Origin of the sequence: Chlorobium ferrooxidans DSM 13031 (assembly GCF_000168715.1) — a bacterium.
GTDB classification, from domain to species: Bacteria; Bacteroidota; Chlorobiia; order Chlorobiales; family Chlorobiaceae; genus Chlorobium; species Chlorobium ferrooxidans.
In genome coordinates, this window is the sequence record NZ_AASE01000006.1 from 80874 (window position 1) to 106653 (window position 25780).

At 44.4% G+C, this 25780-nt stretch carries 29 protein-coding genes and 2 pseudogenes; 4 read left to right on the top strand and 27 right to left on the bottom strand.

Going from position 1 to position 25780, the window contains the following annotated elements; translation table 11 throughout:
• Window positions 1-24 precede the first annotated feature (24 nt).
• The 4 genes from guaA (at window position 25) to CFERDRAFT_RS04885 (ending at window position 3369) form a co-directional block, all read left to right on the top strand.
• Window positions 25-1566: a glutamine-hydrolyzing GMP synthase gene (gene guaA, locus CFERDRAFT_RS04870; RefSeq protein ID WP_006366107.1), complete on the top strand. Its 1542-nt coding sequence runs from the start codon at window positions 25-27 to the stop codon at window positions 1564-1566.
• A 62-nt stretch (window positions 1567-1628) separates the two neighbouring features.
• Window positions 1629-2303, top strand: a complete 675-nt coding sequence (locus tag CFERDRAFT_RS11675) for an outer membrane protein (RefSeq protein WP_050770635.1) — start codon at window positions 1629-1631, stop codon at window positions 2301-2303.
• Between the two features lie 96 nt (window positions 2304-2399).
• On the top strand, window positions 2400-2843 hold the full coding sequence (locus CFERDRAFT_RS04880; RefSeq protein ID WP_198002398.1) for a rhodanese-like domain-containing protein: 444 nt from the start codon (window positions 2400-2402) through the stop codon (window positions 2841-2843).
• 55 nt (window positions 2844-2898) lie between these two features.
• Complete coding sequence (locus CFERDRAFT_RS04885) at window positions 2899-3369, top strand: MauE/DoxX family redox-associated membrane protein (RefSeq protein ID WP_083791471.1); 471 nt, start codon at window positions 2899-2901, stop codon at window positions 3367-3369.
• 81 nt (window positions 3370-3450) lie between these two features.
• Here CFERDRAFT_RS04885 and CFERDRAFT_RS04890 read toward each other — a convergent pair whose 3' ends face one another.
• The 27 genes and pseudogenes from CFERDRAFT_RS04890 to CFERDRAFT_RS05010 form a co-directional block, all read right to left on the bottom strand.
• Window positions 3451-3708 (bottom strand): DUF2442 domain-containing protein, encoded by a 258-nt coding sequence (locus tag CFERDRAFT_RS04890; RefSeq protein WP_006366141.1) that lies wholly within the window; start codon window positions 3706-3708, stop codon window positions 3451-3453.
• A 91-nt stretch (window positions 3709-3799) separates the two neighbouring features.
• Window positions 3800-4033: a hypothetical protein gene (locus CFERDRAFT_RS04895; RefSeq protein ID WP_040433175.1), complete on the bottom strand. Its 234-nt coding sequence runs from the start codon at window positions 4031-4033 to the stop codon at window positions 3800-3802.
• A gap of 175 nt (window positions 4034-4208) precedes the next feature.
• On the bottom strand, window positions 4209-4694 hold the full coding sequence (locus CFERDRAFT_RS04900) for a hypothetical protein (RefSeq protein ID WP_232209759.1): 486 nt from the start codon (window positions 4692-4694) through the stop codon (window positions 4209-4211).
• 66 nt (window positions 4695-4760) lie between these two features.
• Window positions 4761-6029, bottom strand: coding sequence for a DUF2189 domain-containing protein (locus CFERDRAFT_RS04905; protein WP_156777999.1), 1269 nt, complete (start codon window positions 6027-6029; stop codon window positions 4761-4763).
• Window positions 6030-6048: 19 nt separating this feature from the next.
• Window positions 6049-6648, bottom strand: a complete 600-nt coding sequence (locus CFERDRAFT_RS04910) for a hypothetical protein (protein WP_198002399.1) — start codon at window positions 6646-6648, stop codon at window positions 6049-6051.
• Window positions 6615-7085 carry a hypothetical protein gene (locus tag CFERDRAFT_RS12340; protein WP_156778000.1) on the bottom strand — a complete coding sequence of 157 codons (471 nt, stop codon included), beginning with the start codon at window positions 7083-7085 and terminating at the stop codon, window positions 6615-6617. Before CFERDRAFT_RS12340 ends, CFERDRAFT_RS04910 begins: the two co-directional genes overlap by 34 nt.
• 473 nt (window positions 7086-7558) lie before the next feature.
• Window positions 7559-7792: a hypothetical protein gene (locus CFERDRAFT_RS04915; RefSeq protein WP_040433181.1), complete on the bottom strand. Its 234-nt coding sequence runs from the start codon at window positions 7790-7792 to the stop codon at window positions 7559-7561.
• Window positions 7793-8430: 638 nt separating this feature from the next.
• Window positions 8431-8712, bottom strand: coding sequence for a helix-turn-helix domain-containing protein (locus CFERDRAFT_RS04920; RefSeq protein WP_006366110.1), 282 nt, complete (start codon window positions 8710-8712; stop codon window positions 8431-8433).
• The gene (locus tag CFERDRAFT_RS04925; RefSeq protein WP_006366144.1) at window positions 8709-9047 is read right to left on the bottom strand and encodes a type II toxin-antitoxin system RelE/ParE family toxin; all 339 of its coding nucleotides are present in this window, start codon (window positions 9045-9047) and stop codon (window positions 8709-8711) included. The genes CFERDRAFT_RS04920 and CFERDRAFT_RS04925 overlap by 4 nt, the downstream gene beginning before the upstream one ends.
• 209 nt (window positions 9048-9256) lie before the next feature.
• A complete protein-coding gene (locus CFERDRAFT_RS04930) occupies window positions 9257-9937 on the bottom strand; it encodes a hypothetical protein (RefSeq protein WP_006366111.1) in 681 nt (226 codons plus the stop codon).
• A gap of 395 nt (window positions 9938-10332) precedes the next feature.
• Window positions 10333-10827 (bottom strand): hypothetical protein, encoded by a 495-nt coding sequence (locus CFERDRAFT_RS04935; protein ID WP_006366145.1) that lies wholly within the window; start codon window positions 10825-10827, stop codon window positions 10333-10335.
• Window positions 10828-11327: 500 nt separating this feature from the next.
• Window positions 11328-11561, bottom strand: coding sequence for a VF530 family protein (locus tag CFERDRAFT_RS04940; protein WP_006366112.1), 234 nt, complete (start codon window positions 11559-11561; stop codon window positions 11328-11330).
• Between the two features lie 216 nt (window positions 11562-11777).
• Complete coding sequence (locus tag CFERDRAFT_RS04945) at window positions 11778-12668, bottom strand: class I SAM-dependent methyltransferase (RefSeq protein ID WP_006366113.1); 891 nt, start codon at window positions 12666-12668, stop codon at window positions 11778-11780.
• 50 nt (window positions 12669-12718) lie between these two features.
• Window positions 12719-13150: a thiol-disulfide oxidoreductase DCC family protein gene (locus CFERDRAFT_RS04950; RefSeq protein WP_006366114.1), complete on the bottom strand. Its 432-nt coding sequence runs from the start codon at window positions 13148-13150 to the stop codon at window positions 12719-12721.
• A gap of 280 nt (window positions 13151-13430) precedes the next feature.
• On the bottom strand, window positions 13431-14600 hold the full coding sequence (locus CFERDRAFT_RS04955) for an ATP-binding protein (RefSeq protein WP_006366115.1): 1170 nt from the start codon (window positions 14598-14600) through the stop codon (window positions 13431-13433).
• Window positions 14601-14973: 373 nt separating this feature from the next.
• A pseudogene (locus CFERDRAFT_RS12690) lies at window positions 14974-15213 on the bottom strand (type II toxin-antitoxin system RelE/ParE family toxin); the annotation flags it as partial.
• A 41-nt stretch (window positions 15214-15254) separates the two neighbouring features.
• Entirely contained in the window at window positions 15255-15488 is a 234-nt protein-coding gene (locus tag CFERDRAFT_RS04965) for an addiction module protein (protein WP_006366116.1), read from the bottom strand.
• A 151-nt stretch (window positions 15489-15639) separates the two neighbouring features.
• A complete protein-coding gene (locus CFERDRAFT_RS12650; protein ID WP_006366117.1) occupies window positions 15640-16017 on the bottom strand; it encodes an addiction module protein in 378 nt (125 codons plus the stop codon).
• A 198-nt stretch (window positions 16018-16215) separates the two neighbouring features.
• On the bottom strand, window positions 16216-16452 hold the full coding sequence (locus CFERDRAFT_RS04975; protein ID WP_006366118.1) for a toxin-antitoxin system HicB family antitoxin: 237 nt from the start codon (window positions 16450-16452) through the stop codon (window positions 16216-16218).
• Between the two features lie 340 nt (window positions 16453-16792).
• The gene (locus CFERDRAFT_RS04980) at window positions 16793-18187 is read right to left on the bottom strand and encodes an ATP-binding protein (RefSeq protein WP_040433186.1); all 1395 of its coding nucleotides are present in this window, start codon (window positions 18185-18187) and stop codon (window positions 16793-16795) included.
• A 466-nt stretch (window positions 18188-18653) separates the two neighbouring features.
• Window positions 18654-19559 carry a hypothetical protein gene (locus CFERDRAFT_RS04985; protein WP_232209760.1) on the bottom strand — a complete coding sequence of 302 codons (906 nt, stop codon included), beginning with the start codon at window positions 19557-19559 and terminating at the stop codon, window positions 18654-18656.
• Window positions 19560-20402: 843 nt separating this feature from the next.
• Complete coding sequence (locus tag CFERDRAFT_RS04990; protein ID WP_040433187.1) at window positions 20403-20951, bottom strand: hypothetical protein; 549 nt, start codon at window positions 20949-20951, stop codon at window positions 20403-20405.
• 144 nt (window positions 20952-21095) lie between these two features.
• Window positions 21096-21299 (bottom strand): annotated as a pseudogene (locus CFERDRAFT_RS12040) (tyrosine-type recombinase/integrase); the annotation flags it as partial.
• Between the two features lie 549 nt (window positions 21300-21848).
• Window positions 21849-22478 (bottom strand): nuclease-related domain-containing protein, encoded by a 630-nt coding sequence (locus tag CFERDRAFT_RS04995; RefSeq protein ID WP_040433188.1) that lies wholly within the window; start codon window positions 22476-22478, stop codon window positions 21849-21851.
• Window positions 22479-23047: 569 nt separating this feature from the next.
• On the bottom strand, window positions 23048-23320 hold the full coding sequence (locus CFERDRAFT_RS05000; RefSeq protein WP_156778002.1) for a hypothetical protein: 273 nt from the start codon (window positions 23318-23320) through the stop codon (window positions 23048-23050).
• Between the two features lie 12 nt (window positions 23321-23332).
• Window positions 23333-24664 carry a radical SAM/SPASM domain-containing protein gene (locus CFERDRAFT_RS05005; protein WP_006366147.1) on the bottom strand — a complete coding sequence of 444 codons (1332 nt, stop codon included), beginning with the start codon at window positions 24662-24664 and terminating at the stop codon, window positions 23333-23335.
• Window positions 24665-24828: 164 nt separating this feature from the next.
• Window positions 24829-25614, bottom strand: coding sequence for a hypothetical protein (locus CFERDRAFT_RS05010; RefSeq protein WP_040433192.1), 786 nt, complete (start codon window positions 25612-25614; stop codon window positions 24829-24831).
• Between the last annotated feature and the right edge of the window lie 166 nt (window positions 25615-25780).

Here is a 25780-nt window from a genome sequence, read left to right on the forward strand (position 1 = left end):
CACCTAAAACACAACCGTTTTTTTATGCAATCGGTATTAGTACTTGATTTCGGGTCGCAATACACCCAGTTGATCGCCCGTCGCACACGTGAACTGGGTATCTATTCTGAAATTCTCCCCTATAACACAACCCCTGAAACCATCAGGGAGCACAACCCCGGTGCAATAATTCTTTCAGGCGGACCGACCAGCGTCTATGATGAAAACGCCATTCTGCCTCATGATGGCATCTTTTCACTCGGCATCCCCATACTCGGCATCTGCTACGGCCTGCAGGCCATTGCAAAACATTTCGGAGGAAAGGTCGCCAGCTCACTGAAGCAGGAGTTCGGACGGGCCAAAATCCTGGTCAAGCGCGACGACAATCACGAAAGTATGCTCTTTCGCAACATTCCCGATTCCGATGTCTGGATGAGCCATGGCGACAAGGTTGTTCGTCTGCCCGAAGGATTCAGGATAACGGCAAGCAGCGAAAACTCCGAGATGTGCGCGTTTGAAAGCTCCGGAAGCAAGGGTGCGCTTAAAATCTATGCCCTGCAGTTTCATCCGGAGGTGCAGCACAGCCTCTACGGCAAGCAGCTGCTCTCCAATTTCCTGATTGATATTGCCGGCATCAAGCCGGACTGGTCATCAAAAAGCTTTATCGAGCATCAGATTGAGGATATCCGCCAGAAAGCGGGCAAGGAGACCGTCATCTGCGGCATCAGCGGCGGTGTCGACTCAACGGTAGCAGCAGTGCTTGTGAGCCGGGCAATCGGCAAACAGCTTCACTGCGTCTTTGTCGATAATGGCCTGTTGAGAAAAAATGAAGCGGAGAAGGTGATGAGCTTTCTCAAACCGCTCGGGCTCAGGGTAACCCTGGCCGATGCTTCCGATCTCTTCCTCAATCGCCTGAAAAGTGTAGCCTCTCCGGAAAAGAAGCGCAAGATCATCGGAAGAACCTTTATCCAGGTCTTCGAAGAGCATATGAATCAGGAGAAGTTCCTGGTGCAGGGAACCCTCTATCCCGACGTCATTGAGAGTGTAAGCGTCAAAGGTCCGTCGGAAACCATCAAGTCGCATCACAATGTCGGCGGTCTGCCGAAACGGATGAAACTGAAGCTTATTGAACCGTTGCGCGAGCTCTTCAAGGATGAGGTTCGTGCCGTCGGACGTGAACTCGGCATCGCCGAGGATATCCTGATGCGCCACCCCTTTCCCGGCCCCGGCCTTGCTGTAAGGGTGCTCGGCTCACTCACCCGTGAGCGGCTCGACATACTCCGTGAAGCCGATGAAATCTATATCGAGGAGCTGAAATCCAGCGGCCTCTACCAGCAGGTATGGCAGGCATTCTCCGTGCTGCTTCCGGTGCAGTCGGTCGGCGTCATGGGCGACAAGCGCACCTACGAAAATGTTCTGGCACTCCGGGCTGTCGAATCAACGGATGGCATGACTGCCGACTGGGCGCAGCTGCCGCATGATTTCCTTGCGAGGGTTTCCAACCGCATCATCAACGAGGTGCGCGGTATCAACCGTGTAGCATACGACATCTCCTCAAAACCCCCGGCAACGATTGAGTGGGAGTAATAGTTATAGAAGTGTTCGGCTCGGGAGTACGTATTTTTTTTCCCAACGAAAACAGAAAAACCATGAAAAAGAGAGTTCTCATTTTATCACTTCTGGGTGCAGGTATGTTTTCGGCTACACCTTCAGCATCAGCAGTAACTCCTTACGTCCGGGCTTCCGGTGGCGTTGGTCTGATGAACAATGTCGAGTATAGATTTACAGCGCAGGATAAGGTTGAAACCGATAAAATGCATGCGGGTGCCGCTGTTGAAGGGGCATTCGGCATCAAAACAGGAAGATTCCGTGTTGAAGCGGCAGCCGGATATCAGTCAAACCAGGTTGACCAGTTCACCCTGAAGGGCACGGGTTACGGGGTAAATAACGGCCTTACCAGCACACCGGAATCCGGCGATGAAAAATGGACCTACTCCATTCAATCATATATGGTAAATGGATTTGCAGATTTCAATACTGAAAGCAAAATATCTCCTTTCGTGATGGCTGGTGTCGGAATTGCAAATATTCAGAATAAAGAGCAGTATCCTGCTGATGCCACAGGCGTAACGGTAACCGGCACATCCAACGGAGTGTTTGCATGGCAGGCCGGCGCCGGTGTCGGCGTTAATGCCTCCGACAAGGTCACGATAGACCTTGAGTACCGCTATTTTGCAGCTTCAAACGCAGAAGGATTTGCGGCTGACCGGGTAGTCGATATTTCAACAAGCAATCTCCTGCTCGGAGTACGCTACGGGTTCTAAACAGAGAAGAAATTACCCCGGCCCTGCGGGGTTGGGGTATCGTAACCGCGGTGACGCCCTGATGGTCAAACAAAAATAACCATGCCGTTCAGCACTATGCCTGGAAAACCTTTACTGAGAACGCTACTTACAGCGGTTATTTTGCTTGCAAGCGTTTCGCCTGCCCTGTCACCTCTCCATGCAGCAGCACCGTCAGCGCTTGCGAAAGAAGAGAGCGGTGAACTCACTCTCGCAGCTACGAAAGCCATTTTTGACACGCATTCGGCATACTTTGTTGATGCTCGTTCCGAGTATGCCTACTACAAATTGCATATCAAAGGAGCCACTTCTCTTTCTTCCAGCAGGTTTGACGAGCAGTACCCTGATTTCAGAAAAAAACAGCCTCTTGAAACCCCTATAGTGGTCTATTGCGCCGACTCCAATTGCGGCAAAGCCCGGCAAGTTGCCAAAAAGCTGAGGAAAAACGGTTACAGGAATGTCAGGGTTTTTTCGGGCGGTCTTGTCGAATGGTCTCAAGCCGGCTTCCCGATGGAAGGGTAAGCTTCTTTAAAGCAGCGCGCTGAGAAGCCATAAACAGGGAGACACAAGAACGCCTATGGCAAGGATTTGTTTTCCATCAGGTCTAATTACAGCGCTGAGGCTGATACTCGGCATGTTATTCATCCTTTCAGGTGGGGAAAAGCTCCTGGACCTGAACTATTTCGAGCTTGTCATCGCGGAATACCAGATTCTGCCCTCACTCCTCATACCCGCCGTAGCACTCCTCGTATCCCTGTGTGAACTGCTGTGCGGCATCATGCTTGTCATCAACCTCTTCTCGCGGATCAGTTCCTCGGTCATGCTCTGCATGATGGCGATCTTCATCGCCGCCATGACCTACAATGTGATGAGAGGGCTCGAGCATGAGTGCGGCTGCTTTGAGTTTCTTTCACAATGGTACGGATTGAAAGAGGAGATCGGTATCGGTCCGATTGTACGCGACATCCTCTTTTTCATCCTCTTACTGCCGATCGCATTGCAAAGCAGCAACAGGATTCCCTGGAAAAAAGGTCATGAACTCAAGTAAAGGGGACGACTTGGATTAGTTTATGAAGCATTTTGTATGAACACCTTTAAATGTAACCGCCAAGGTTTCGGATTCCGTCATTCATACAGTTATCTTCGGGACGACGTCACCAACAACCTCCCATCTCGCCTCTATGGTGTCTGAGGATAAATCAGCTCCGCACTGCCATTCGATGAAATATCCTCCATTGATAACCTTCATAAATTCATCAGGGTCTCGCAGAGCTTCAAACGCTTCATATTCAAGGTATGGCGTTACATCAAACCGGCCCACACGGCCATCTTCCGCAACAATGGACAACACCCAATCGGGTTGTGGATGAAGTTCAGCTATTCTCATTGGTCTAAGCCTTTAATTGGAAATGGGTTCTTTCCGTTCACGACCAAATTCCAGTCTAAACAATTAGCGCATCTATACTTGCAAGTCATTATCAGAGAATAAAATCCCGAGTAACTAAGTTGGAGATATTTATCAACTGAATGACAAATTCGGGATCAATATCGGAGTCGGTACTCCCGTAAAGCATGCCTGAAACTGCATCATAGCAAAGCTGTCCCGACGCATCAATACTATTAAAAGACATACCGCCAATGAAACTGAATGCATCATTTTTTGCCGTAGCGGAGTTGGCATCCAGTGTAGAGAGATCAATCCTGTCGCCCATACTGAAATCCAGAAAAGGCACTACTAATATTGTATGCAGGCAATGCCGAATCATAATAACTCAATCCAAGCGTAAAACCCGACTCAACATTAATCACCCTTCCACATACTGTTCCCGGAATATTTTCACCAATATTTCCAACCCAGGTAACAGCATAAGAGTAAAAATCAGAGCCTTATTCCGGAATGATATGCAAATCACGAAGTGCTTTTCCGAACCCGTCAGTTTTTATAAGTCCATAGGCTCCAGGCCCATCAATTCCCCACCCACTCCACCTGAAGACATATGATAATATCTGAGCCTCGAATACGCCCAAGGAATGACCAGAAACCTTAATCGAATAATCAGAGTATAATGGATTTGCTTGTATCTCTTTGTTAAGGCTATCCCCAAATTTTATAGCATCAATATAATGTTGATTATTTAAACTATTATCTGACAACAAATTAAACCACGCTAACATATCCTCTGAATACTTATTTGTACCTGCAACGCCAATCCATATTTTCTTTTCATTAGAATTGATAAATACACTCGCGTCAAAACCACTATTAGTGTGAACTGTTTTTAATAAGACATAATCAACACCGAGTTTGATTTTACCGTATGCAGCTCCCGCAATAACACCAGCCGCCGAAACCTCAATATCAATAAAATTCATAACACCTATATCAAAGTCATTACAATTAATAATAGGCAAATAAATCAACCTCGCATATATATCTTATCACAGATTAGCCCCAAACTCACCGCTTTCTTCAGGCACTTTATTAACAGCAATTAAAGACTGATAGACAACTGCAAACGCGTTCAAAGTCACCGGCATTGTAACCAAAAGGCCAACTCCGAAAAAAATAAGCCCGATAAGATTAATTACAACAAGCAAAATAATAAACCCAATTAATGGGAAATAATACTTAAAATACACCCGTCCACTAATCACCAATGCATCCCAAAAACATACCCGACAATTAAGCATAAGAGGAAACGAAAACAGATAGGTCATGATCACCAAACTACATAAAAACGAAAACACTAAAACAATAATAGTATTAACACTTCCGCCCTTAATACCTATTAATCCATCAAGAATAAATACACCAACGAAGTACACTGGCATAAAAAATAATACACAAAACATAAAGACAACAAACATGACTAATAAGTTCACAAGAAGCAATGGGATCAAGAAATCAAAACCCTTAAAAAAATTAATCCACTGAAATCTTTTACCGGATATATCACTAAAAGCACTAACAAAGTATCCCGCAAAAAGTGGAGACAAGACAAACATATAAACAATAACAAGTAAGATCAATATAAGTTCATTAGACTTATTCAAGTAATATAAATACACAGTTGAAGCAATTACAATAAAAACTATTAACGAAAAAACGAGATACTCATAGATATTTTTACTGAAAATCTTATAACCTTTTTTTAATAATTCGAATAAATCAAAATGATAACCATCAACCACGCGAATACACGACTTATCATCAATATTTAATGCGGACTCATCAATAGTTTTTTTTAGGCCGCATACACTTGCTGCGGCCAAAATGCCTGCGCTTGAAACCCACAACCAATACCCAACCCCATATCCTATAATTCTTGAATACGCAGGATACTCACTGGTAATAATTGATTTATAAAAAAGAACACTTAACATAACTAAAAGAGCGCATATCGAAAATAGCAAACCTAATTCAAAATCTTTTTTTAACAGCACTATCCAACCAACAAACACTATCGGATTGGCCAACCAAGAGATATATCCATAAATAATTCCAAGCCATCCTGTCATCAGTAATGACCATCCAGGAGTTAATGGTTTTTCACCTTCCAAATAGACACAATCGAAGAGTAATGATAACAAGAACAGGATAACACTGCACAGCAATAAGACACTGCTCATTATCACACGCTTGCCATTATCTGGATTCTGAATTACCCGATTCTCCAAGATACAAACATTTTTATTTATATCATTCACACACAACTCCGTATATAACTTAATTATTGGCAGGCTTCTCTATAATAACTTTCGGCTTTGTAACATTAACAACCACAACATTTAAATCAGTTATATTTAAATCTGGTGATAATGTAAATGTATACAGCAAAACAACAGCAGGTTCAGGCCAGTACTTAGTATCAAATGCCGCGCCCACATTTTTCAGTTTCCATTTGCGTCTTATTTTACATTGCAACTTATTGTCTTGAACACTAAAACCGGAGCACTCTCCTCCATTTAGCTGAAATATTTCAATTATTTCATTTTTTGTTTTTCCTAAAAAATAAACACGAGACAAACTAGCTATCTTATCCGGATCAATCATGGATACGCCGACTGATCTCCCAAGAGTTGCATCTCCCCGTTCATACCGACCATACCGTATAAAGTCAGAAAATATATCTTTGCCTAATACAGAAAAGTCGTCCCGCTCAACTGGCAACAACTTCAATTTACAAGAGGATAATAAAGAAACACTAACGAATGCCATCACAACGCACAATATTATCTTAAAAAAGAAATATGGGATTTTGTCTTTCCCTATATCTATAAAACTCAGCAACATCACTTTATATCCCTTTTCATTAGCCCTATACATCGCCACCAACTCCCTAAAGCAATCAAATTAGCTGCAACAGAACAAACAGCACTGGCAACCCACAACCAGTAGCCGGGACCATACCCAGTAATTTGATATTTTATCGAAGTTTCAATTGATGGCATTGTATTAATCATTAGAAAACTGAACATAAACACAACAGATCCAATAGAGGCCATGGAGCCTATTGAGTAACTATTAAACAAAAACGATAGCCAGCTAACCAATAACAATGGATTGGCAATCCAAGCATAATACCCAATCAATAGTCCAATCCAGCCAAATAATAACAAGAAAAGTCCTGATGTATTTTGCTGACCACCCTCCAAATAAATGGAATCTTGTGACAATGAAACCGAATACAGAAAAACACTACATACAAAAAAAATAAATGGAATTGAAGAGTAAATATAATTTTGTGAATAATATTTTCTCATAATGAAGTTGAAACACCATTATTAATTCCTAACCAGTCATATTCATGGGCATAAATACTAACATTTATATAATCAACTGACTATTTTTACCATCAAGTTTATCAGTAGTACCATCACACAAAACGACCTTAATTCAGATTGGTTATTAAATCAATTATTTTGACGATTTCTATAAATACATAAACGAATTCAACGCAAAAATTCGTTTACGTAACGTTTAAATCATAATTCAACTGTCGCATCACTCTACATAAATTGGCAATAATTGAAAAACCAGCGATAGCAATCCATAACCAGTACCCAAGTCCATATCCAAATATCTTTGAATACGTTGGAGCCTCACTTATCACAATTGATTTATGAAAAAGAAAACTTAACATAATCAACATAGACCCTGTTGCAATGATTAAGCCAATGCGAAATTGTTTCGTTACTGCAAAAATCCAACTTATCAATAAAACCGGATTTGCAAGTCAAGCGAAATAGCCATAAAAAATATCAAACCAGCCAATCAATAATAATTCCCAACCATAAAGACCTGACTGAACGCGCTCATTAGTGTAATAACAATCTTGTGTGAGTGAAAACACGAATAAACCGATAGCTAACAACACAAATATTTTCGGAAATCTCTTCAAGATACTATCCCTATAATTCTCTAAATCACTTTTATTTTCATTGTGCACAATCTCATGTATATCGGTCATTCCAATTTCTCCTTTTCACTTATTGAGCTGAATTCAATCTAAATTATATCACCAGACCTTATGCTTTGGACAACCAGAAAACACTCGTATCCGGAATGATCAGGAACTTGCATAGCTGGATGACAAACAATGGATACTGATGATCAACAAAGCCTAGGTCAGGCTCGATACAAAACAGAGTTCAAGGTATCGCTGTGGTCGGGAATGATGACTTCATGTGTGTAATGTTGACTGTAGCTATTCAATCAAACACAAAATTTTATGGCGTACTATATGAGTATAATAATCTTATTCATGATTTTCAAAAAAAAATGGCTGACCTGAGTCTATGGTATTAATGCGCCGACGGGTCATGCCTGCTTCATCTTAAAAACAAGCTTCCGTTAAACCAGATATGGCAGCCTTTCTCCAGTCCTACACCCTGATTTGTTCGTTTACGTCATGAGCGACATGCGGAAAGATATCAAATGACAAAGCCTGCTCGCATTTGTATTCGAGCAGGCTTTGTCTGTTTTTCAGGGTCACTTTCTGCGTGATAATTTTTTTTCTTAGCTGGCATGCTCGGGTACCGGGTAAAGACAGCATACTGAACTAATATCATCGTAAACGCTTCGCAGGCTGGTTTCGGATAGAACTGACTACTGAAAACTTACGTGAGGCTTTACTCCCAGAACTGCTCCGACGCGGCGAAGAAATGCCAGACTGACGTTTCTGTAATTTCCTGATTCCAACCGTGAAATTGCTGCCTGCGATGTATGAGCTTTCCTTGCAAGCTCTTTCTGAGTCATACCGGCAGTTAATCGGAGACGGATAATCTCTATGGCAACTTCGAACTCCTCTTCAAGAGCTTCATACTCTTTTTTGAACTCTTTGTCTTTGAGATTCTCTGCAAGCAGATCCTCATATTTTGTTGTCTTCATTGTAACATCTCCTTTTCAAAAATCTCACGTAATGTTTGAGCCCTCTCAATTTCGCCATGATCTGTTTTCATCTCTTTTTTGATGTAGCCTGATGTTGCAACATAGAGGGTGTTTTTGTGATGGAAGTAAAATATCCTGCAGATATCGGAGCCTACCTTTATCCGAAGCTCTTTAAGCCCATCAGTACCTGCGAGTGTTTTGGAATGAGGCTCACCAAGCCTGAAGCCAAACTCTTTGAGCAGTTCAATTGCCCGCAATGCTTTCGCCCGTAGTTTCGGAGAAAGTGAGTTTATGAAATCCACTGCTGGCGACATCACTTCAACATTGTATCTCATGCGAAAAATATACCAAATTTGATATCTTTGTGCAACTTTTCATAGTGAACTTTCAATGACACGGTTCAGACCGGCAGCTCCCTTACCCTAAGATGGTGATATCCCAGGCGAGGGGTATCTTTCATCATGACCAGGATTTTTTCTGGCATGATGCCGGATAACCGAATAGCACTGGAATACTGAACTGCTGGAGCAAGAATAATCAGTTGTCAATTCTCGTCGGCAGGTGTCGGGTTTAAAGCTCTCTGGATGATCTGGATGCCATAGGGAACAAATGCAATGGTCAGCAGGAGTGCAGCGGCGAGGTTGATGACTTCAACGCTGTCAGGAGTTCCGATCAGGAGCACTCCGACCAGAAAGAGAAGGCTCTGCCAACGCGAAAGGGATCTGCTCCTGAGCAGGGCTATGGCCTGAATCCCAAACCCGACCGGCAGCAGCAATATTCCCCAGAGCAGGACCAACCAGCCGCTTTTGGAAAAGATGAGCTTCAGACCGGGCATCATGTTCGCGAACTCTGCATCAGGGAGCTTGTCAAGAGCACTCATGGTGAGGCATAATGCTCCCTTGTCGGCGGCCAGCGCCACCGCACCCAATATCGCCAGTGCTCCTCCAATGAACCCCGCCCATGCGCCGGAACTGCGATCAAGCAGCTTCATGAAATGCAGCGCGGTGACAATAAGCAGCGTCGTATTGAGCGTCACCAGGGCATGGGCGAACTGAAGCAAGCCATCTCCCCGCGCTCTCAGGATAAGCTCCGATGGACCAAGCAGGCGAGGGTGCAGCAAACCTGGATGAACCGAAAAGGCAAAGACGAAGACAAGCGGAAAAATGACGAAGGAGAGGCCGGTCCCGATTCGCCTGACCACACTCAAACGGTTATATGTATGCATTCGGTTCTCCTTATACCCTTATAGTCGCTTGTGTTTGTTTAGGCGGATCAGTTTTAGCTATCGATAAAATACTGTAAAACTATCGATATTTCCTGTAAACACAAAAGAGTCGGGCACTACGGTCAAGTCATGCTTGACCAATACCTCAGTCACTATAAATCGGGATTTCCAAGCTCCAGAGGAGTGTGGAGTTATGAGGTTACAGAACAACGCCCCAGAAGCGGACAGAAGTTGGGATGCGTATGGAGCGGTTAGCGGATTGTGGGGAGTTCGGGGGTCAAGAGAGGCCGGGATATCCTGTATCGGGGATTGCCCATATACAGACTCTTGGGAGTGTCGAGCCATGACTCGGGGGCATGGCGGATGGCTATGCCCCCGAACCTATATTTATGGCGTCATCTGTTTCTGCCGTCACTAAAGTTGAATAGATACTCTTTTGCCGACACCTCGTTACCAGAATCTTTCTCTGTCATAGCAACGCGAATCCGCCATGTACCAAATGAGGGATGCGCACGGTCAGCACTCCGTTCGTAAAAAAGAATCGGCAGACTGAACACCTGTTCCGAATATCCCTCTTCACTGAAGCCATACCTGGTATTCCATACCTCCGATCCATCTGGACGGAGCACCTGAACTTTGAAATAGTAATCGAACGTGCCAAATCGGCTAAGATTACCCTGCCTCTGAACCCGCATCCAGAATTTCACCTCCGGGTTCTGCTGCGGCGGATTAAACACCCAATCGGTCTGGCTTGTGCTTACTCCGACTTCAAGAACAGCAGGAGCGGCAAACGCCGCCTTTGAACTTCCAAAGGCAAAAAACGTAATGAACAAAAACAACATCATGACCAGACGTTGGAGACCGCCGTTCTTCACCTGGTTGACTGACATACATCATCCTCCCGTTAGTTGTAATAAAAAATCCTCGCAGCAGAGCTACGAAGTATTAATGCATTATGCAATCGATTCTTCCACGAAGCAAAGCTTAGGGGGAATGCTTTAATCGCCTTGAAAGAAGTCGTAAAATACCTGGGTTCATTAAAGGTATGGATATTTCCGACAATACGGAAAAGAGAGAGGTGCGGCGGTCAGTTAATGGCTGGCCAATACCTCAATCACGACATATCGGGAGTTCCCATAGCTCCAGCGGAGCGGGATATTGGTAGACATATGAGGCGAATTATTCCTGTCCCCCAATTTGAGAGTGATGAAAGGCCGAAATGCGGAAACAAGTAGAGTTTGTCTTCAACGTCCCCTCGTCGCTTAAAGCGCGTGTATCGGATTGAAAATATTTAGGTTAGCTGGTTAAGATGGGGAAAAGAGCGAGGAGTTATTGTGATTACAGAACAACGTCCCGGAAGTTGCCGGAACGTAATTCGCAACGCCTACCTTCACATTTCTTTCTTTTCTTGACCAATCAAGTCTATATATATTTCTTCAATTTTTACTCTGGCCCAAGTTGTTTTTCGCAAGAATTTCAGGCTTGACTTGATACTTGGATCATTATAAAAACAACGAATTTCTATCATTTTATAGAGCTCATCCCAGCCGTAGTGATTGACAAGATCACAGAGTATTTTTTCAAGAGTTACTCCATGCAATGGATTATTCGGGTGATTATTCATATCTCTGTATTCTCCATATACCCTTATGGCATTAGATTATTTTACCGAATCTACCTTAATCCACACCGCAGCCACTTGCATCCACTGAATTCACTCGTTGGTTGGTGGATTATGATGCTGAACTGCCGAGGCAAGTAGAGTTTGTCGTCATAGTCCCCGAACCGTTGAACGTCCCGGAAGTTATGGTCTTCACTCTGTTTTCATCGATTCAGGATGTCACCCGGATTTCTCCGGCTTTTCAGCATAAGAGAGAATATAGTCCAGGCCGGCGTAGACACTCTCTGCAGAGCGATGCAGTGCTGATTTTGCGAGAATCATGGCAACCGGAGGCAGCTTCCTGACAAACTTTTGATCTCTTGACAGATACTCATGAAGAGGCTGATAGACATCGTCACGTATTGATTTGATATCGATAGCAACGAAGCCGGTACTCATGAGCTTACTGGTGTAGGAGGGAATCAGATAGTAGTTTTCCTGCGGAATATTGAATTTGCCGGCTACAAGCCTCCATGAAATCCATTGCTCCATCCGCCTGAAAAGATTATCGGAGTTTTCTGTCGGGACAATGTCCGCTGTCACCAGCCTTCCTCCCGGTCGCAACACCCGATACGCCTCCTTGAAAAAATCCTCACGGCTCCTGTAGTGGAAAGCACTTTCCAGGGAAACGACCAGATCGATGGATTCATTTGCAATCGGCATCTTTGTTGCCGAACCTTCCCTTAAATCTATCGACCTCCCGACCCCTGCATCGGCAACATTCATCCGCGCCCGTTCCACCTGAGACCTTGTGATATTCAGCCCGATGATTTTTTCGGGTTTCATAGTCCTGGCCCAGAGGATATCCTGATCGCCAAAGCCATACCCGCAATCCAGCACTATATCACCTGCAGCCATGCCGCCCCGTTTCGCCACCAGAAGAGCAAGCGCTTCACTGGCATCATCGATGGTATCCACATCCCGCCAGTAACCAAGATTCAGATACAGCCTGTGCTCGGTAAGAGAAGTGGTACCAATCAGATCATAGACTTCCGTCGTCTCCAAACCATGGAATGGATTGAGAAGCCAGTTCAGATATGCAAAAAAACGACCCGCTGTGTTGTCTGACATGGTTTTTATTCTTTTCCGATGAAGAGGTCGATGTCGCTTGCGATGGCTGGCTATCCCGGCAGTTGTTCGAGAAAACGCCTGCGCAACTCATCGGACGGCAACATGCATTGATCTTTTTTCCCGAACAGCTGATATCGGTTCTGCGCTATCAGATCGTACATCACATCCCGCAGGAATTCGGGAACCGCCTGGAACAGGGTGAGCAGATTCCATGGCATATCGAGTCTGGAGGCGATTTCAATGGCAGCGGCACTTCGGGTAAAGGCGCGGTCACCCCTGACAAGAACGACGGTGTCAAGACGCGAAGTATTGATGCCAAAATGCTTGAGTAACGACGCTCCAAGAGGAGACTGGGCAGGCGTGAAAGAGAAATGCCCGGCGGTATCGTGCTCAAAAATAAAATTCACCGAAAATTCGCACAGATTGCACACACCGTCAAAAATAACAATGTTTTCCGGAAGAGCGGTCAAGGAGTTATCCATCTGGTTTCCATGAAACGTTCACTATTGCATTGAAGAGTTCCTGAGAGGGATCCGGATCTTTGTGGATGGTCTCAACATTCATCCACTCACTCCATCAAGTCCGGAGTTCCGGATATAAGATGTTCAGATTTTCAGGAAGACCACTGAGGGGAACAACTCGAAAACCGGAATAGTAGTTCCTGAAGACGGGATTGTGATGAAGCGATCGATACTGAACCAGGCAGTCAGATGCTGATCGGAGGAGGCAAGTAGAGTTTATCGGCAACGTCCCTTCGCCGAGTCATTCACCAATATCATTCAGCTCCCGCACCATATCAATCAATGAAATTGCCTCTGCATCCAATGCCATTCTATATCGTTCGCTTCCAGGATAGACAACATACTTGCGAGAAGGATTGAGATCTGTACAGGCCGAGTGAAACCCTCGCTCCAGCTTTGGCGTCACACTGCGTTTTATTTCAACGGCCCACAAGTTGCCGTTCGGCCAGGAGAGCAACAGGTCAACCTCTCCACCTCCGGCTGTGCGATAAAAACAGGCCTGAACATCGTCTGAAACAGATCCAAGGATATTTTCAATTACAAATCCCTCCCAGCTTTGTCCGACAACAGGATGAGACAGAAGCGCTTCCTTGTCTGGTATGGTGAGAAGTGCGTGAAGAAGTCCACTGTCTCGTACATAAACTTTTGGAGCCTTGACCAGACGCTTGCCAATGTTGCTGTGCCATGGAGTTAGACGACGAACAAGCAGCAGATCAACCAGCAGGTCGATATAACTGTTAACTGTTTTGACATCAACACCAAGATTCCTGGCAAACTGCGATGAATTCAATAATCCACTCTGGTTATGGGCAAGCATAATCCAGAATCTTCGCAAGGTTTCCGCAGCTATGCGCGGCCCAAACTGGGGAATATCCCGTTCAAGGTAGGTACGAATAAAGTTCTGCCGCCAACGAAGGCTTTCTGCGCTGCTATCGGCAAGCAGACTATCGGGAAATCCACCGCGCACCCACAACTCATCGGAAGGAAATTCAGGCGTTTCCAACACGGTAAACGGGGTAAGTTCCAGATAAGCAATACGACCGGCCAGAGTCTCACCGGACTGTTTGAGCAGATCAAGGGAGGCCGATCCGAGAAGGAGATATTGCCCGTTTTTCCTTCCTGCACGGCGACTACGGTCAATAAGACCCCGAAGAACAGGAAAAAGACCTGGAGCACGATGAACCTCGTCAATGATGACAAGCTTATCCTGATGGTCAGAGAGATAAAACTCGGGCTGCGCCATTTTTGCTCTGTCCTGTTCTGATTCCAGATCAAGATAAAGTGAATTTCGCGAATGGCCGATTTCAAGTGCAAGAGTGGTTTTTCCCACCTGGCGAGGGCCAAGCAGCGCTACTGCCGGAAAATGCTGAAGGGTGTCGACAAGCTTGTTATGTAGATCTCTGGCAATCATCTGCGCAATTATGGATAGTCATTCCGTGATTTGCAAGGTTAAACTCCAGAATACACATTAAAAGCGTAATTATCTACAGCGCAGAAGGCATTTTCAAGCTCAGGCAAAAAGCGTATTGCGGAAGTTGAAATTGTTGGCAGCTTCGACTTTCCCCCATAATGGGAGCCGCAAGAGCCGGGAGGTTCATGTCCGGTTCTGCGAGAGGCTGAAGGTGAAACTCCTCTGGCCTACTCACCCCTCGTCGATAAAAAGCAGGCATCAGATTGAATTGATTGGAGTTAGCAGGATAATCAGAGGAAAAGGGGCGAGAAGTTATTGGGGTTACAGAACAAGGTCCCGGAAGTTGAACTGATTTGAAAATCGATAATGATGGTCAGCGTTTTTTTGGCCAACTGGACGTGCTACGTGCGTCATGTAAAACTGCCAAAACATGTACAGCATTACCCTGCAGCACATAAAATAAACCGTAAGGAAAGCGGGGAAGGAGAGCACGGCGAACATTTGTAATGACCTCAGTGTAGAGCAAAGGGGCTTGCTCAAGCCGTTTTAGCTGTAACTCCAGTGCAGTAATAAATTCTTTACCATGGCCGGGGCTCTGCAATTCGTACCAATATTGAGCCTCGCCTGTTTCACGTAACGCTCATGCAGAAAATTTCAGGCGGTACGCCATGAGCCGTCTTTAAGATGGGATTTCACTTGCTCCCAGGAGTAGCCAGCTTCCGGATTGGCCTCAAACTCCGCAAGTCGCATGTCAAGTTCAGCCTTGAGCGAAGGAGAAATCTCCAGCGCTTCAGGCACGGCTGCAACGCTATCCCAGATAAGCTCAACGAGACGAATGCGCTCCTGAACCGGAAGCACAAGAATGTCGGCAATAGAGATTGTGCTCATATCGGATAATGTGTTTTTTGGTAAACACTTGCGGCATGAATTACCGCTCTGTCTCAATGAAGTACTGTAAAGGTACAGATATTTCGGTTAATCATGAAAAGCAGTGCTGCCAGAAGCTAAAGCTCAGCCTCAGGACGGAGCAAAACCAGCATCAGGGCCTACCCTGAAACAATTTTGATCGAACCTGTTCCCACCGAACGGCTGAGGAGGGGTCTGCACGGTGTGCAGCAAACCGACGATGTAACTCATCAACCTGGGCTTGTGACAACTCAAACGCATCTGAAGCCTCAGCAGCAATGCTGTCCCAGATATCCTCGACGAGCTGAATACGCTCGGAAACGGAGAGTTTCAAGTATTCTGTATTGGTGGCAGGATCAGACATAGACGTAGTATCAATAGAGCTTTTATGGCACAAGGGCCAAACGAAATCAGTAACGCATCCCCGCTTCTTTAAAGGTATGGATGTTTCCGACAATATTGAAAAGAGGGCTGCGCGCGGCGGCAAGTTCAGGCTCGGCCAATGCATCATTCGCGACAAATCGGGATTATCCAGAGCTCCAGAGGAGCGCGATATTGGTAAATAGACGAAGCGAATTATTCCAATTCCTCGATTCTTCTTCCCGACTTGCCCGGTAACATGCTCGGCTGCCGGATATGGAAGAAAAACTGAAATGCTGAGGCACGTTGAGTTGTCAACGCCCGCCCATGTAAGCTCTGTCAAACGCGGTTACAGCTTGTCAAATGCTTCGGGTTCCACGTCAGGAACTTTGTTTAATATTTCAAGGAATTTGTCGCGGCTGCCGCTTTTCGCCCGCTTTTCCAAATATTCAACCGCTGAAAGAGAAGCCACTTTTTCAGCAACAGCAAGCATAACAAACTGATTGATGGATATACCCTCTTCCTGCGCCACTTCGCGGAGCTGCTCGTGTAATGATTTGGGTAAACGTAAACTTAATGCGCTCATTTTTTCTCCTCACGTAAAATCCCCAAAAACTCTTTCGGGGTGATTGCCTGAATACCAAACTTGTCGCAACCGCTAATTCAAGCACAAGCTCATCATTTGGGTCACTCGGCGCTTTCCCCTGTCAACGCTTCCTCATTCCAATGCTAATTATCGAGGCATGACTCGGTGGCATGATGGTTGGCTATGCCTTTCATGTGAGTAACTTGCATATTCTACTTTCTACCAGTTTTTATCGGCGCTTACAGGATGTCCTGCATCCCACCCCTGAACGGCTATCGAACTGTAAATGTTATGTTAGCTATCGGCAGAGCAGGCCATGAGTACCTTCGGGTTATTGTACTTACTCATTCCACAACGACCTCACTGTAATATATTTTTGCTTGGGACTGTTCTGTTTGTCAGGTATCGTTGGAACCAGCAAACCAGCTTTGAGCAAAGGTGCCAGAATCTCTGCCCGGAAATGTTCTCGGTGCTTTAACCCCAAAAATACCTGAATCTCTTCTCTGCTTCTGGCTTCAGAACAAAAATCCAATATGGCGTGCAGCTTCTCCCCCCCAACTTGCTCGGTAGCTTGCTCGGTAGCTTGCTCGGTAACTTGCTCGGTAACTTGCTCGGTAACCGGAAAACGACGAAATACTGCACGCACAAAGCCTGAGAACTCGTATTTCAGGGGTTCAAGGCCTGCCTCCGCCAACAGTTTTTGCATTCGCATCACACCGGTACCCATCTTTTCTATGTACTCAATCCGCTGCATCAGGTTGGCGATGTTAGGGTTTCGTAGCAGGCTCACCTTGCCAAAATCTTCAACCTTAAGACCTTTGGGCAACCCTCCCGGACTGGTTATCTCCACCCTGTCGTCATAAATTTCAATCATGACATTGGCACCTTTTTCAAAATAGTCCCGATGGATCACTGCGTTGATGATCGCTTCGCGAAGAGCTTCATAAGGAATTTCCGGAATCTCCCTGCGCGCCGGAGATCCGTCAAACTCATAGCGAACTTTAAGATGCTGCTTGAGATAGAGCACTGCCTCATCAATGCTTTCGACAATGTCACGGTTAAAATCCTTACGATCGAGCACGGTCACCTTGTCCACACCTTTATATATAGCGCAGGTTACACAGGTATGAAAGTAGTGATCCGCAAGGTTCCTCGAAAAGAAAAGCACAGCGGTGTTGTAATAGAAGCATTGGCTCTGCTGTATTTCTGCCGCGTGCAGGTTCCTCAGCATGGAAGTCGTTTCCATAACCCTGGAAATTCCAGCCTTACGTAAAAATTGATCGAATTTTGTTTCATCGAAATCATCAGCACTAAAATCACGCTTGATCAACTCATCGAAGCGGACCTTGCCTTCGGATTTCACAAACTCCAGAATCTCATCCCGATTCATCTTCTGAGCATTGGGGCCGGTTCGATTATAGAAACCAGATGTACAGCGATATGGTTTGTCCGTTCCTTCCCGAACCTCGACGATCAAAATGTTCTGAAACTCCTCAAAAAGAATCTGTACGGGCGGATCACAATTGCGGGCAATATCCTGTATCTGCGACTTGACTTTATTGGTTATATCAAAACCTTTGACACTCTTGTCGTCTGCGATTCCCAGAAAAATGAACCCGCCTGAAGCATTAGCAAATCCAACAAACTCCTTGTCAAGGTTGGAGAGCTGCTCCTTGAATTCAATGCGATAGCCTTCACCTTCGGCCAAAACCATGAGAAGTTCCTGCTCTGTCATACACCCACGCATTTCTTGAGTTTCGAAATCAGGCACCGATCTTTCGCAAGAGATCGTGAACCATCGCCAGCAGAAATAAATTACGGAAACGGTATGGATATCGCTAAGAATGAAACTGGTAGGAGAGATCAATAACCACCGGAAGCAAATTCTGAAGCTGAACTGCCGACGCAAGTATAGTTAGTTACGAACGTCCCCTCGTCGTTGAAATAGCGGATAACGGACTGTTTTGAATGGAGTTATTGGGGTTTAGGAAGAGCGGTATGGAGGTTGGAGCTTAATAGGACGCCTGTTTTTTCCCCTGTCAACGCTTCACCTTTCCTTTGCTGGCTATTGAGGCATGACTCGGGGTCATGATGGTTGGCGATGCCTTTCATGTGAGTAACTTGCATACTCTACTTTCTACCAGTTTTATCGGCGCTTACAGGATGTACCCTATTTCCCGTTTTTATATTCTTCCATCTCATCACCTCTTTATGCTGATATTGTAAAGCAAGTTAGAAACAGTACCGTATCCACTACGAACCGAAGGAAGGAAAGCCTGTAGTTCTATCGTTTCCGTAACTTTATCATTTTGAACTCGTTGCCAGGAGACCAGCCGCCAAGGAATGATTCGCCATTGACCGGGATCAACTTCGAACCAAACCAGCCCTGCATAGTCATATTCGTTCTGATACACTGCTGATTCTCCATCTATCAGATATAATCGAGACCTGGCACCAGCGTTTCCACCATCAAGCCCGTTAGAATTCAGACAGCTCCACTGCATTTCAAAGATGATATTTTTGCATCCTTTTTCACTTCTCATGGCTCTTTTCGCCTTAAGCTGGATATGCACTAAAGACGGTTGCTCAATTTGAAGTTGTGAACCTTCGAATACCAAATCGATGGGTATTGTTTCATGATCATTCTTAAGATTTTGGATGCGATAACTCAGTTCCCTCTTCCAACACGAATCAAATAAGCGTCGCGCTCGCTCAATTGATCCCACATAATCAGCTTCTGGTGCAGATGCAATGATCTGCAAATCAGGCGTTTCCAGATTTATGTGCTGCGCGATAGCCTTTTCCAGATAACCTTTGGCTATTGTTTTCATCTTTGCTGTCAGTGAGAGCGCTTCCTTTCGATTAGTCGAGACATAGGCCGCTTTTTCAGGAGGATATAGTTTTCCATGGATAAACTGGTTAAAAAAACGCACACCCAACTCTTTATCACTGCCACTATACTTGTCTATACTGCTTACATCCTTCACCCCGGCACACTGCAAGGTTTTAACTGCCTCATTCAAGTTATACTGCAATACGTATACTGTTTTTTGGGGTATTTCAGCGGCTTGGGTACCAACCCATGCTGCAAGTATATACAGGGTCATCGCCGTTGCAAGAGAAAAGCGCCGAATCACATTGCGATGAAGTTTTACTCTCAACCGAGGCTTAAACATTTTCTCTTTTCCAAATATTAATATCCCAGCAAGACTACAACGAGAAGGACCTCTGCGTTAATCAACAATGCAACAATTTTTCCCTCTAATATCCCGACTATGATGTTTCGGGAACGGAGATACTTTCTATGCCTTTTAATTTACTGTTTTGAACAACCAGAAAATACCGAACTCCCAAATATCCGGGTACTTACGCAACTGGATAACACATAACGAATAGCGGTGGAAGGCTGAACTGTGGGAAACAAGTAGAGTTTGTTATGAACGTCCCATCGTTGTTGAAATAGAGGCTAACGGGCTTTTTTGAATGGAGTTATTGGGGTTTAGGAAAGGCGGTATGGAGGTTGGAGTTCAATAGGACACCTGTGTTTTCCCCTGTCAACGCTTCCCCATTCCATTGCTGGTTATCGAGGCAGGACGTGCCCCCATCTATAAGACCACTTGTTCTTGGAAATTTTCCTCAAACTGAGCGGCAGATTCTGCCGGTGTTAACCCGTTCAATGCATGAACTGATTGAAATGAATACCGTTATATAGTGCTTGAGCTTAGATGGGCACGATTCATAATATCCTGTTGTAATATTAAAGGGAGTCCCCTACTACCTAAATTTTCTCCCAACACTGCGCGGCAGCCGTAATGACTCCGAACGTAATTCCAAGAATGCCAATTGCTTGATCAAGCATAGGATCTCAGGTCTGCAATACCGAACGTAAAAGCCACCGGCGCTGCGCGGCTTTATCGCGCAGCGTACATGTGGACTTCTGGGTTAGCCACTTAGCAGTTGACGCCATTTTGGGTGTGACGCTCCATTTCTGCGAGGTGCTCAGGTTCCTCGTAACGGCCATGAGCACCAATGAATGAACCGGCAGGGTGGTAGCGCCCATCGGTACCTAAGAATGCATCTTGAATATGGTACCGCCCGTCTTGACCGAGAAAAGAGCCAGCGTAGTGATACCGACCATCTTGGCCAAGAAAGCAACCCTGAGGGTGGTACTTACCGTCCTGCCCAAGGAAAGAACCTTGCGGATGGAACTTTCCATCTTGGCCGAGGAATGACCCTTGTGGATGGTATTTACCGTCTTGGCCAACGAACTGGCCCTGAGGGTGATATTTTCCATCTTGGCCAACGAACTCGCCACTCCGATGGTACTTCCCATCTTGGCCTAAGAAATAACCCGCAGAGTGATATTTCCCATCCTGGCCTAGGAAAGAACCTTTTGGGTGATACTTCCCATCGGTACCAAGGAATGAGCCAGCAGAGTGGTACTGACCATCAACACCGAGAAATTTACCGGGCATACGCAAATCCTCCAGAAGCGGCATAACAATGTTTAGACTGATCTGCCTAATTCAGAAACGCAGAAGCCTCTTTCTGTATAAGACGACTTCCGACTTATTCAAAACAGTAAAACTAACAGCCTATTTAAAAAAGATTTACAACAAAACACCTCTTGTTATAAGTCTGGTTTATACAGATCCGTCTAAACCGACAATAAACATATCAACAGGACTTTTTACTCCATGACCACCTTTGTTTAAAACATGCGTATAAATCATCGTGGTACTGACATCTTTATGCCCCATTAATTCCTGAATGGTTCGAATATCATACCCAGCTTCGAGTAAATGAGTTGCATAAGAATGCCTGAACGTATGACAACCAGCATGCTTACTAACGTCACAACAATAGATTACTGAAATAATAGCAAAATATTGTTTGGCTATCAAGAAAACACGACAGTAAACAGCAAGTAACTACGCCACCACACGCATGTATTCAGTGAGCGCCCGATTCTTGCTCGCAAGCCGTCGCTCCACACCCCCTATTTTTGAAGGTTCGGAAAACAACACTATCTTGATTGATGTTTTTGCTGAATGTCGGGCAGGAGTATCAACGTATTGCGATATAATGTTTTGTTGATACCGCGACCGGGGCGAATAACCTTACCAGGCAACAATGAGCGAGCTTCTCTTGATCAATATTACAGAACGCCTTGACGGATGATTTTTTGGGTATACGGATTGCGACTGAATGATTATCAGCGGAAACAAGTAGAGATTGTCGTCAACGTCCCCGAACTGAGAAAAAGCGGGTATCGGATTGAATATATTCGAGTTAACTTGATAATGAGAGAAAGTGGGGGCGAGGAGTTATTATCGTTATTCAACAACGTCCCGGAAATTGTTGAACAAGAACATAGCGTCCGGTCGGAGGCAGGGTTACACCCCTCCATGCTTGCGCTGAACATATTGCCGGTGTTCCACATCGGTTTGTTGTGTCAAGGCCAAGCGGTTGGCCTCCAATCTGCCGATGCAGAATTGCATGCGGTTCTCCGACATCACTTCCGTTACCTGGCTTCGTATGTGATTGATGAAGCTTGCCGTTGAGTATACACCAACCGGTAACTCAGTCTTGAACTCAGCCTTACCCGTAAAGACCACAGCAGACGAAATCGTCTCGGGTGGTAAGAAGTCGAGGAGTGATTGAACCGCACGAACATGACCAAAATTCTGATGGACGGGATTCAGGAACCTGAACTTGCTCTTGAATAGAACCTGGGTCCACATGGAGTGCCTTGGGTTCGCAAATATCCAGCCCTTGTAGTTCTTCGTCTCGATCACGTAAACGCCAGAACGTGCGATGAGAATGTGATCGACCTGGCTTGTCCCATCGTTGCGCCTCAGTGTCACATTGTTCATGAGGTGATAGCTCGGCGCGGTGAAGTTCTCAATCAATCTGGCAGCCAAATTAGCTTCAGCTCGGTTCTGCAGCGAATAGACGCGGTAGTAATGACCGGCAGCGAAGCCAATGGCAAAAACAGCAGCGAGGAGGAGTAGCAGTTCGATCACGGTTTGTGCAACCTAACATTGTTTCAAGTGATCTGGATGATTCAGAAAAAGCAAATACCTTCTTTCTGTGTAACTCCTTTCCTGAATTACTGTAAAGCTATTGATATTTCCTATAAACACAAAATGACAGAAAAAGAGGAGGGGGCGATTGGTGGTTCATGTCTACTAATGTCTCATTCCTGACTTGCAGGTTGGTTTGTTGGGTAATTGGAAGCGGTGGAAGGCTGAAATGCCGACACAAGTAGAGTTTGTTACGAACGTCCCCGCGTTGTTGAAACAGAGGCTAACGGACTGTTTTGAATGGTGTTATTGGGGTTTTGGAACAGCGGTATGGGAGTTGGAGATCAATAGGGTGCCTGCGTTTTCCCCTGTTAACGCTTCCCCATTCCATTGCGGGCTATTGAGGCATGACTCGGGGTCATGATGGCTGGCTATGCCTTTCATGTGAGTAACTTGCATTCTCTGCTTTTTGCCGGTTTTCCTCGGCGCTTACAGGATGTCCCCAATTCCACTCGTAAGGGCCACTTCGGCAAGTAGCCCTTGTAATTTAGATGAAAACTATACATATATTATTTAAGAGTCTCTCCCGTGTTATTACAAAGACTTGTGGAACCACCACAACTTGTCCCCACTGTTGCCGCCTGAAGTGTACCTCCACCACAACACGCTTTTCCCGGAATATCTCCTTTTGTTTTAAGGTTTTCAGCAGAACTGCATGATGATAAATTAGAAGGCTTTGCACATGCATCAGAGGGAAATACTTTAGTACAACTAAATTTTGCATCGCCTCCGCAATACCCTTTTGAGACGTTAACTCCCTTTTTGATTTCTTTGTGTTCCATTTTGACCTCCTCTTATTTGTTATCTAGTAACACCGCATCCGCCAAAACACCCTCATAATATTTTGCAATATATTTACAATATTCTTCTTTACGATCAGGTTTCGTCATCATGTCGTAAGGACATCCCCCTGCACATATTGGCAATAATGAACATTCTGAGCATTTCTCATCACTGGTAGGGTCATATGATAGCCATTTTACTGCATCTAATCTCCCCAAATCTACGCCTTTATTTAAATTACCAACTATACCATCTTTGCCCGTCACATGAATCCAACATTTCTTTAAATCACCTCTTGGTGTTATAAGATAGTTAGATACAGATACTGCACCACATGGGCTTTTCGGATTAAATTCAGCACAGTTATGTTGAGCCATATTATTTCGCGAAAGAATTTTCTTAAGATCACTACTCCAAAACCGGAATTCATCAAATGAAAACATATTATCCTTATTCATCATAACTGAACCAGTCCAATCTTTCACCAAACCTAAAGACACTACATTTTCGCAATTTGGGCCAATTATCTTTTCCTGATAAAAATAATCCATCAACTCATGATAACGAGTGATATTTGTCTTATCTACATTAACTCTTATACCTACTTTAATTTTACCTAAACAGATTTTAAGTGCATTAATAATATCACAAAAACTACCCTCATTGTTCAATCCGTAAAATCTTCTCGAGTCATGAATATCTTTAATACCGTCAACAGTAATTTGCAAATAGTTAATTTTAAGGCGCAATAAGATATTTACCAACTCTTCGCTAAGAAGAGTACCGTTAGTAATCATATTAGCAGAATATGTTACGTTATTAGTATTCGCAAGATCAATAAAATATTTTGACATCTCTTCAATCGCCTCTATTTCGAGTAGAGGTTCACCCCCATACCATGTAACCTCAAAAGAAGAAAGATCATTAATACCATCCTTAACAAAACGCTTTATACGCTCTATTGTATTTTTACTCATCCGGCTCCCAACACTTTTATTCTCGTAGCAATAAATACATCCCAAATTACATTTATCAGTAGGAACTATAGTCAGATGCATATTATTTTTAGAATACTTTGAGGCACCAAATTTGATCCTAACAAGGTCCAATTCATTGATCGCCGCATCCACAAGATAACCATTCTCAATAAGGTAAGCGAATAAATCACGATTATATTTCCTCACATATTTCAACCCTTTTTGGTCGCAATTTTGCAATAAGTCAATCAATTCATTATCTGCAAGCATAATATTTCCAGAGTATGCATTTCCTGCGATATAATCAAAGATACCACCTTGCAGGCGAACAAAATGATTATATCTTGAGCCTTTATATTCTTTCATTTATACTAACAGTGTATGTGTTTATATTTTGGCAAATACTGCGTTTGGCTCGTTTACTGTAACACTTATTCTTGGAAATTCTCCTCAAATTGAGCGGCAAATTCTGCCGATTTTAACCCGTTCAAAGCATGAACTTAATATACCCTCCCCGATTCCCCCTTCTGTTATTCGTTTCCCGCCTTTGTAACGTAAACATAGTAGCTTGGAAACTGGTATTCCCGTGGGTATACGAGGTAGAACTCGAATGAATACTCCTTCCCTTTTGTCAAGGGGCTTGACGAAGCAACCACATTGTAAAAAGGCCCTAATTTGCTCTGTCCTTTAAATAGTATCTGTCTACCTTCGTATTGTCCTACAAGCGTGATCTTCTTTGGCAACTCGTAGTCTATGGGCTTCATGGTCTGGTATTTCTGTTTTTCCTGAACAAGACGGTCAAGTCCCTGTTTGTACTCCGCCTTTTTTACTTTGTCTGAAGCCTGTTCTATCCAAGCCTTGTAACGCTTGATATCCATGTTGATTGCTTGTATTGTTGCATCAAGGAGTACCTTTTTGAGGAAGTTGTGATCCTCTTGTATGCCAACAATAAGATGTTGTGATGTGTTGCCAAATCTATTCGTTACAATAAATTCCGTCAGACCATTTATACCCAGTTCTTCCTTGGTGAAAGAAAGAAGAACTCCCTCTGGAAGGTAAGCTTTGCAGTAATCGTTTTTAATTCGGTAAATCGTAATCGAGTAAGGGGACTTTTCTGTTAATCCCTTTTTTACATCGATTTTAAAATCTTCTTTTTGAGTGCATCCTCCTGTTGCAACGCGTATATCAATAGTTTTAGGTGTTTGATTCAACCCCAAAAGAACTTCACTTTCGCTATTGGCATATGACGATATGGAAAAAATGGTGATGAATAGTGCAAGTGCAAATTGAGACAATCTATCGATGTTCATTTTCATTACTCCTTACGATTGAAATTTGGCATTGTCAAAAGGTTATGGAGTATACATTGTTTAAATGCATCCGATCCATCCTGCACATGCTGCGGATTATTGAGTTGTAATCCGTCTACAAACCCCGCAGTAAATTGGATCGACTTTTCACTATTATAATATTAATATTTCA

What these genes read in the sequence shown, in the direction of transcription:
- guaA (WP_006366107.1), top strand. Translation starts at nt 25, where the DNA reads ATGCAATCGGTATTAGTACTTGATTTCGGGTCGCAATACACCCAGTTG.
- CFERDRAFT_RS11675 (WP_050770635.1), top strand. Translation starts at nt 1,629, where the DNA reads ATGAAAAAGAGAGTTCTCATTTTATCACTTCTGGGTGCAGGTATGTTT.
- CFERDRAFT_RS04880 (WP_198002398.1), top strand. Translation starts at nt 2,400, where the DNA reads ATGCCTGGAAAACCTTTACTGAGAACGCTACTTACAGCGGTTATTTTG.
- CFERDRAFT_RS04885 (WP_083791471.1), top strand. Translation starts at nt 2,899, where the DNA reads ATGGCAAGGATTTGTTTTCCATCAGGTCTAATTACAGCGCTGAGGCTG.
- CFERDRAFT_RS04890 (WP_006366141.1), bottom strand. Translation starts at nt 3,708, where the DNA reads ATGAGAATAGCTGAACTTCATCCACAACCCGATTGGGTGTTGTCCATT.
- CFERDRAFT_RS04895 (WP_040433175.1), bottom strand. Translation starts at nt 4,033, where the DNA reads ATGGGCGACAGGATTGATCTCTCTACACTGGATGCCAACTCCGCTACG.
- CFERDRAFT_RS04900 (WP_232209759.1), bottom strand. Translation starts at nt 4,694, where the DNA reads ATGAATTTTATTGATATTGAGGTTTCGGCGGCTGGTGTTATTGCGGGA.
- CFERDRAFT_RS04910 (WP_198002399.1), bottom strand. Translation starts at nt 6,648, where the DNA reads ATGTATAGGGCTAATGAAAAGGGATATAAAGTGATGTTGCTGAGTTTT.
- CFERDRAFT_RS12340 (WP_156778000.1), bottom strand. Translation starts at nt 7,085, where the DNA reads ATGAGAAAATATTATTCACAAAATTATATTTACTCTTCAATTCCATTT.
- CFERDRAFT_RS04915 (WP_040433181.1), bottom strand. Translation starts at nt 7,792, where the DNA reads ATGACCGATATACATGAGATTGTGCACAATGAAAATAAAAGTGATTTA.
- CFERDRAFT_RS04920 (WP_006366110.1), bottom strand. Translation starts at nt 8,712, where the DNA reads ATGAAGACAACAAAATATGAGGATCTGCTTGCAGAGAATCTCAAAGAC.
- CFERDRAFT_RS04925 (WP_006366144.1), bottom strand. Translation starts at nt 9,047, where the DNA reads ATGAGATACAATGTTGAAGTGATGTCGCCAGCAGTGGATTTCATAAAC.
- CFERDRAFT_RS04930 (WP_006366111.1), bottom strand. Translation starts at nt 9,937, where the DNA reads ATGCATACATATAACCGTTTGAGTGTGGTCAGGCGAATCGGGACCGGC.
- CFERDRAFT_RS04935 (WP_006366145.1), bottom strand. Translation starts at nt 10,827, where the DNA reads ATGTCAGTCAACCAGGTGAAGAACGGCGGTCTCCAACGTCTGGTCATG.
- CFERDRAFT_RS04940 (WP_006366112.1), bottom strand. Translation starts at nt 11,561, where the DNA reads ATGAATAATCACCCGAATAATCCATTGCATGGAGTAACTCTTGAAAAA.
- CFERDRAFT_RS04945 (WP_006366113.1), bottom strand. Translation starts at nt 12,668, where the DNA reads ATGTCAGACAACACAGCGGGTCGTTTTTTTGCATATCTGAACTGGCTT.
- CFERDRAFT_RS04950 (WP_006366114.1), bottom strand. Translation starts at nt 13,150, where the DNA reads ATGGATAACTCCTTGACCGCTCTTCCGGAAAACATTGTTATTTTTGAC.
- CFERDRAFT_RS04955 (WP_006366115.1), bottom strand. Translation starts at nt 14,600, where the DNA reads ATGATTGCCAGAGATCTACATAACAAGCTTGTCGACACCCTTCAGCAT.
- CFERDRAFT_RS04965 (WP_006366116.1), bottom strand. Translation starts at nt 15,488, where the DNA reads ATGAGCACAATCTCTATTGCCGACATTCTTGTGCTTCCGGTTCAGGAG.
- CFERDRAFT_RS12650 (WP_006366117.1), bottom strand. Translation starts at nt 16,017, where the DNA reads ATGATGCATTGGCCGAGCCTGAACTTGCCGCCGCGCGCAGCCCTCTTT.
- CFERDRAFT_RS04975 (WP_006366118.1), bottom strand. Translation starts at nt 16,452, where the DNA reads ATGAGCGCATTAAGTTTACGTTTACCCAAATCATTACACGAGCAGCTC.
- CFERDRAFT_RS04980 (WP_040433186.1), bottom strand. Translation starts at nt 18,187, where the DNA reads ATGACAGAGCAGGAACTTCTCATGGTTTTGGCCGAAGGTGAAGGCTAT.
- CFERDRAFT_RS04985 (WP_232209760.1), bottom strand. Translation starts at nt 19,559, where the DNA reads ATGACCCTGTATATACTTGCAGCATGGGTTGGTACCCAAGCCGCTGAA.
- CFERDRAFT_RS04990 (WP_040433187.1), bottom strand. Translation starts at nt 20,951, where the DNA reads ATGCCGCTTCTGGAGGATTTGCGTATGCCCGGTAAATTTCTCGGTGTT.
- CFERDRAFT_RS05000 (WP_156778002.1), bottom strand. Translation starts at nt 23,320, where the DNA reads ATGGAACACAAAGAAATCAAAAAGGGAGTTAACGTCTCAAAAGGGTAT.
- CFERDRAFT_RS05005 (WP_006366147.1), bottom strand. Translation starts at nt 24,664, where the DNA reads ATGAAAGAATATAAAGGCTCAAGATATAATCATTTTGTTCGCCTGCAA.
- CFERDRAFT_RS05010 (WP_040433192.1), bottom strand. Translation starts at nt 25,614, where the DNA reads ATGAAAATGAACATCGATAGATTGTCTCAATTTGCACTTGCACTATTC.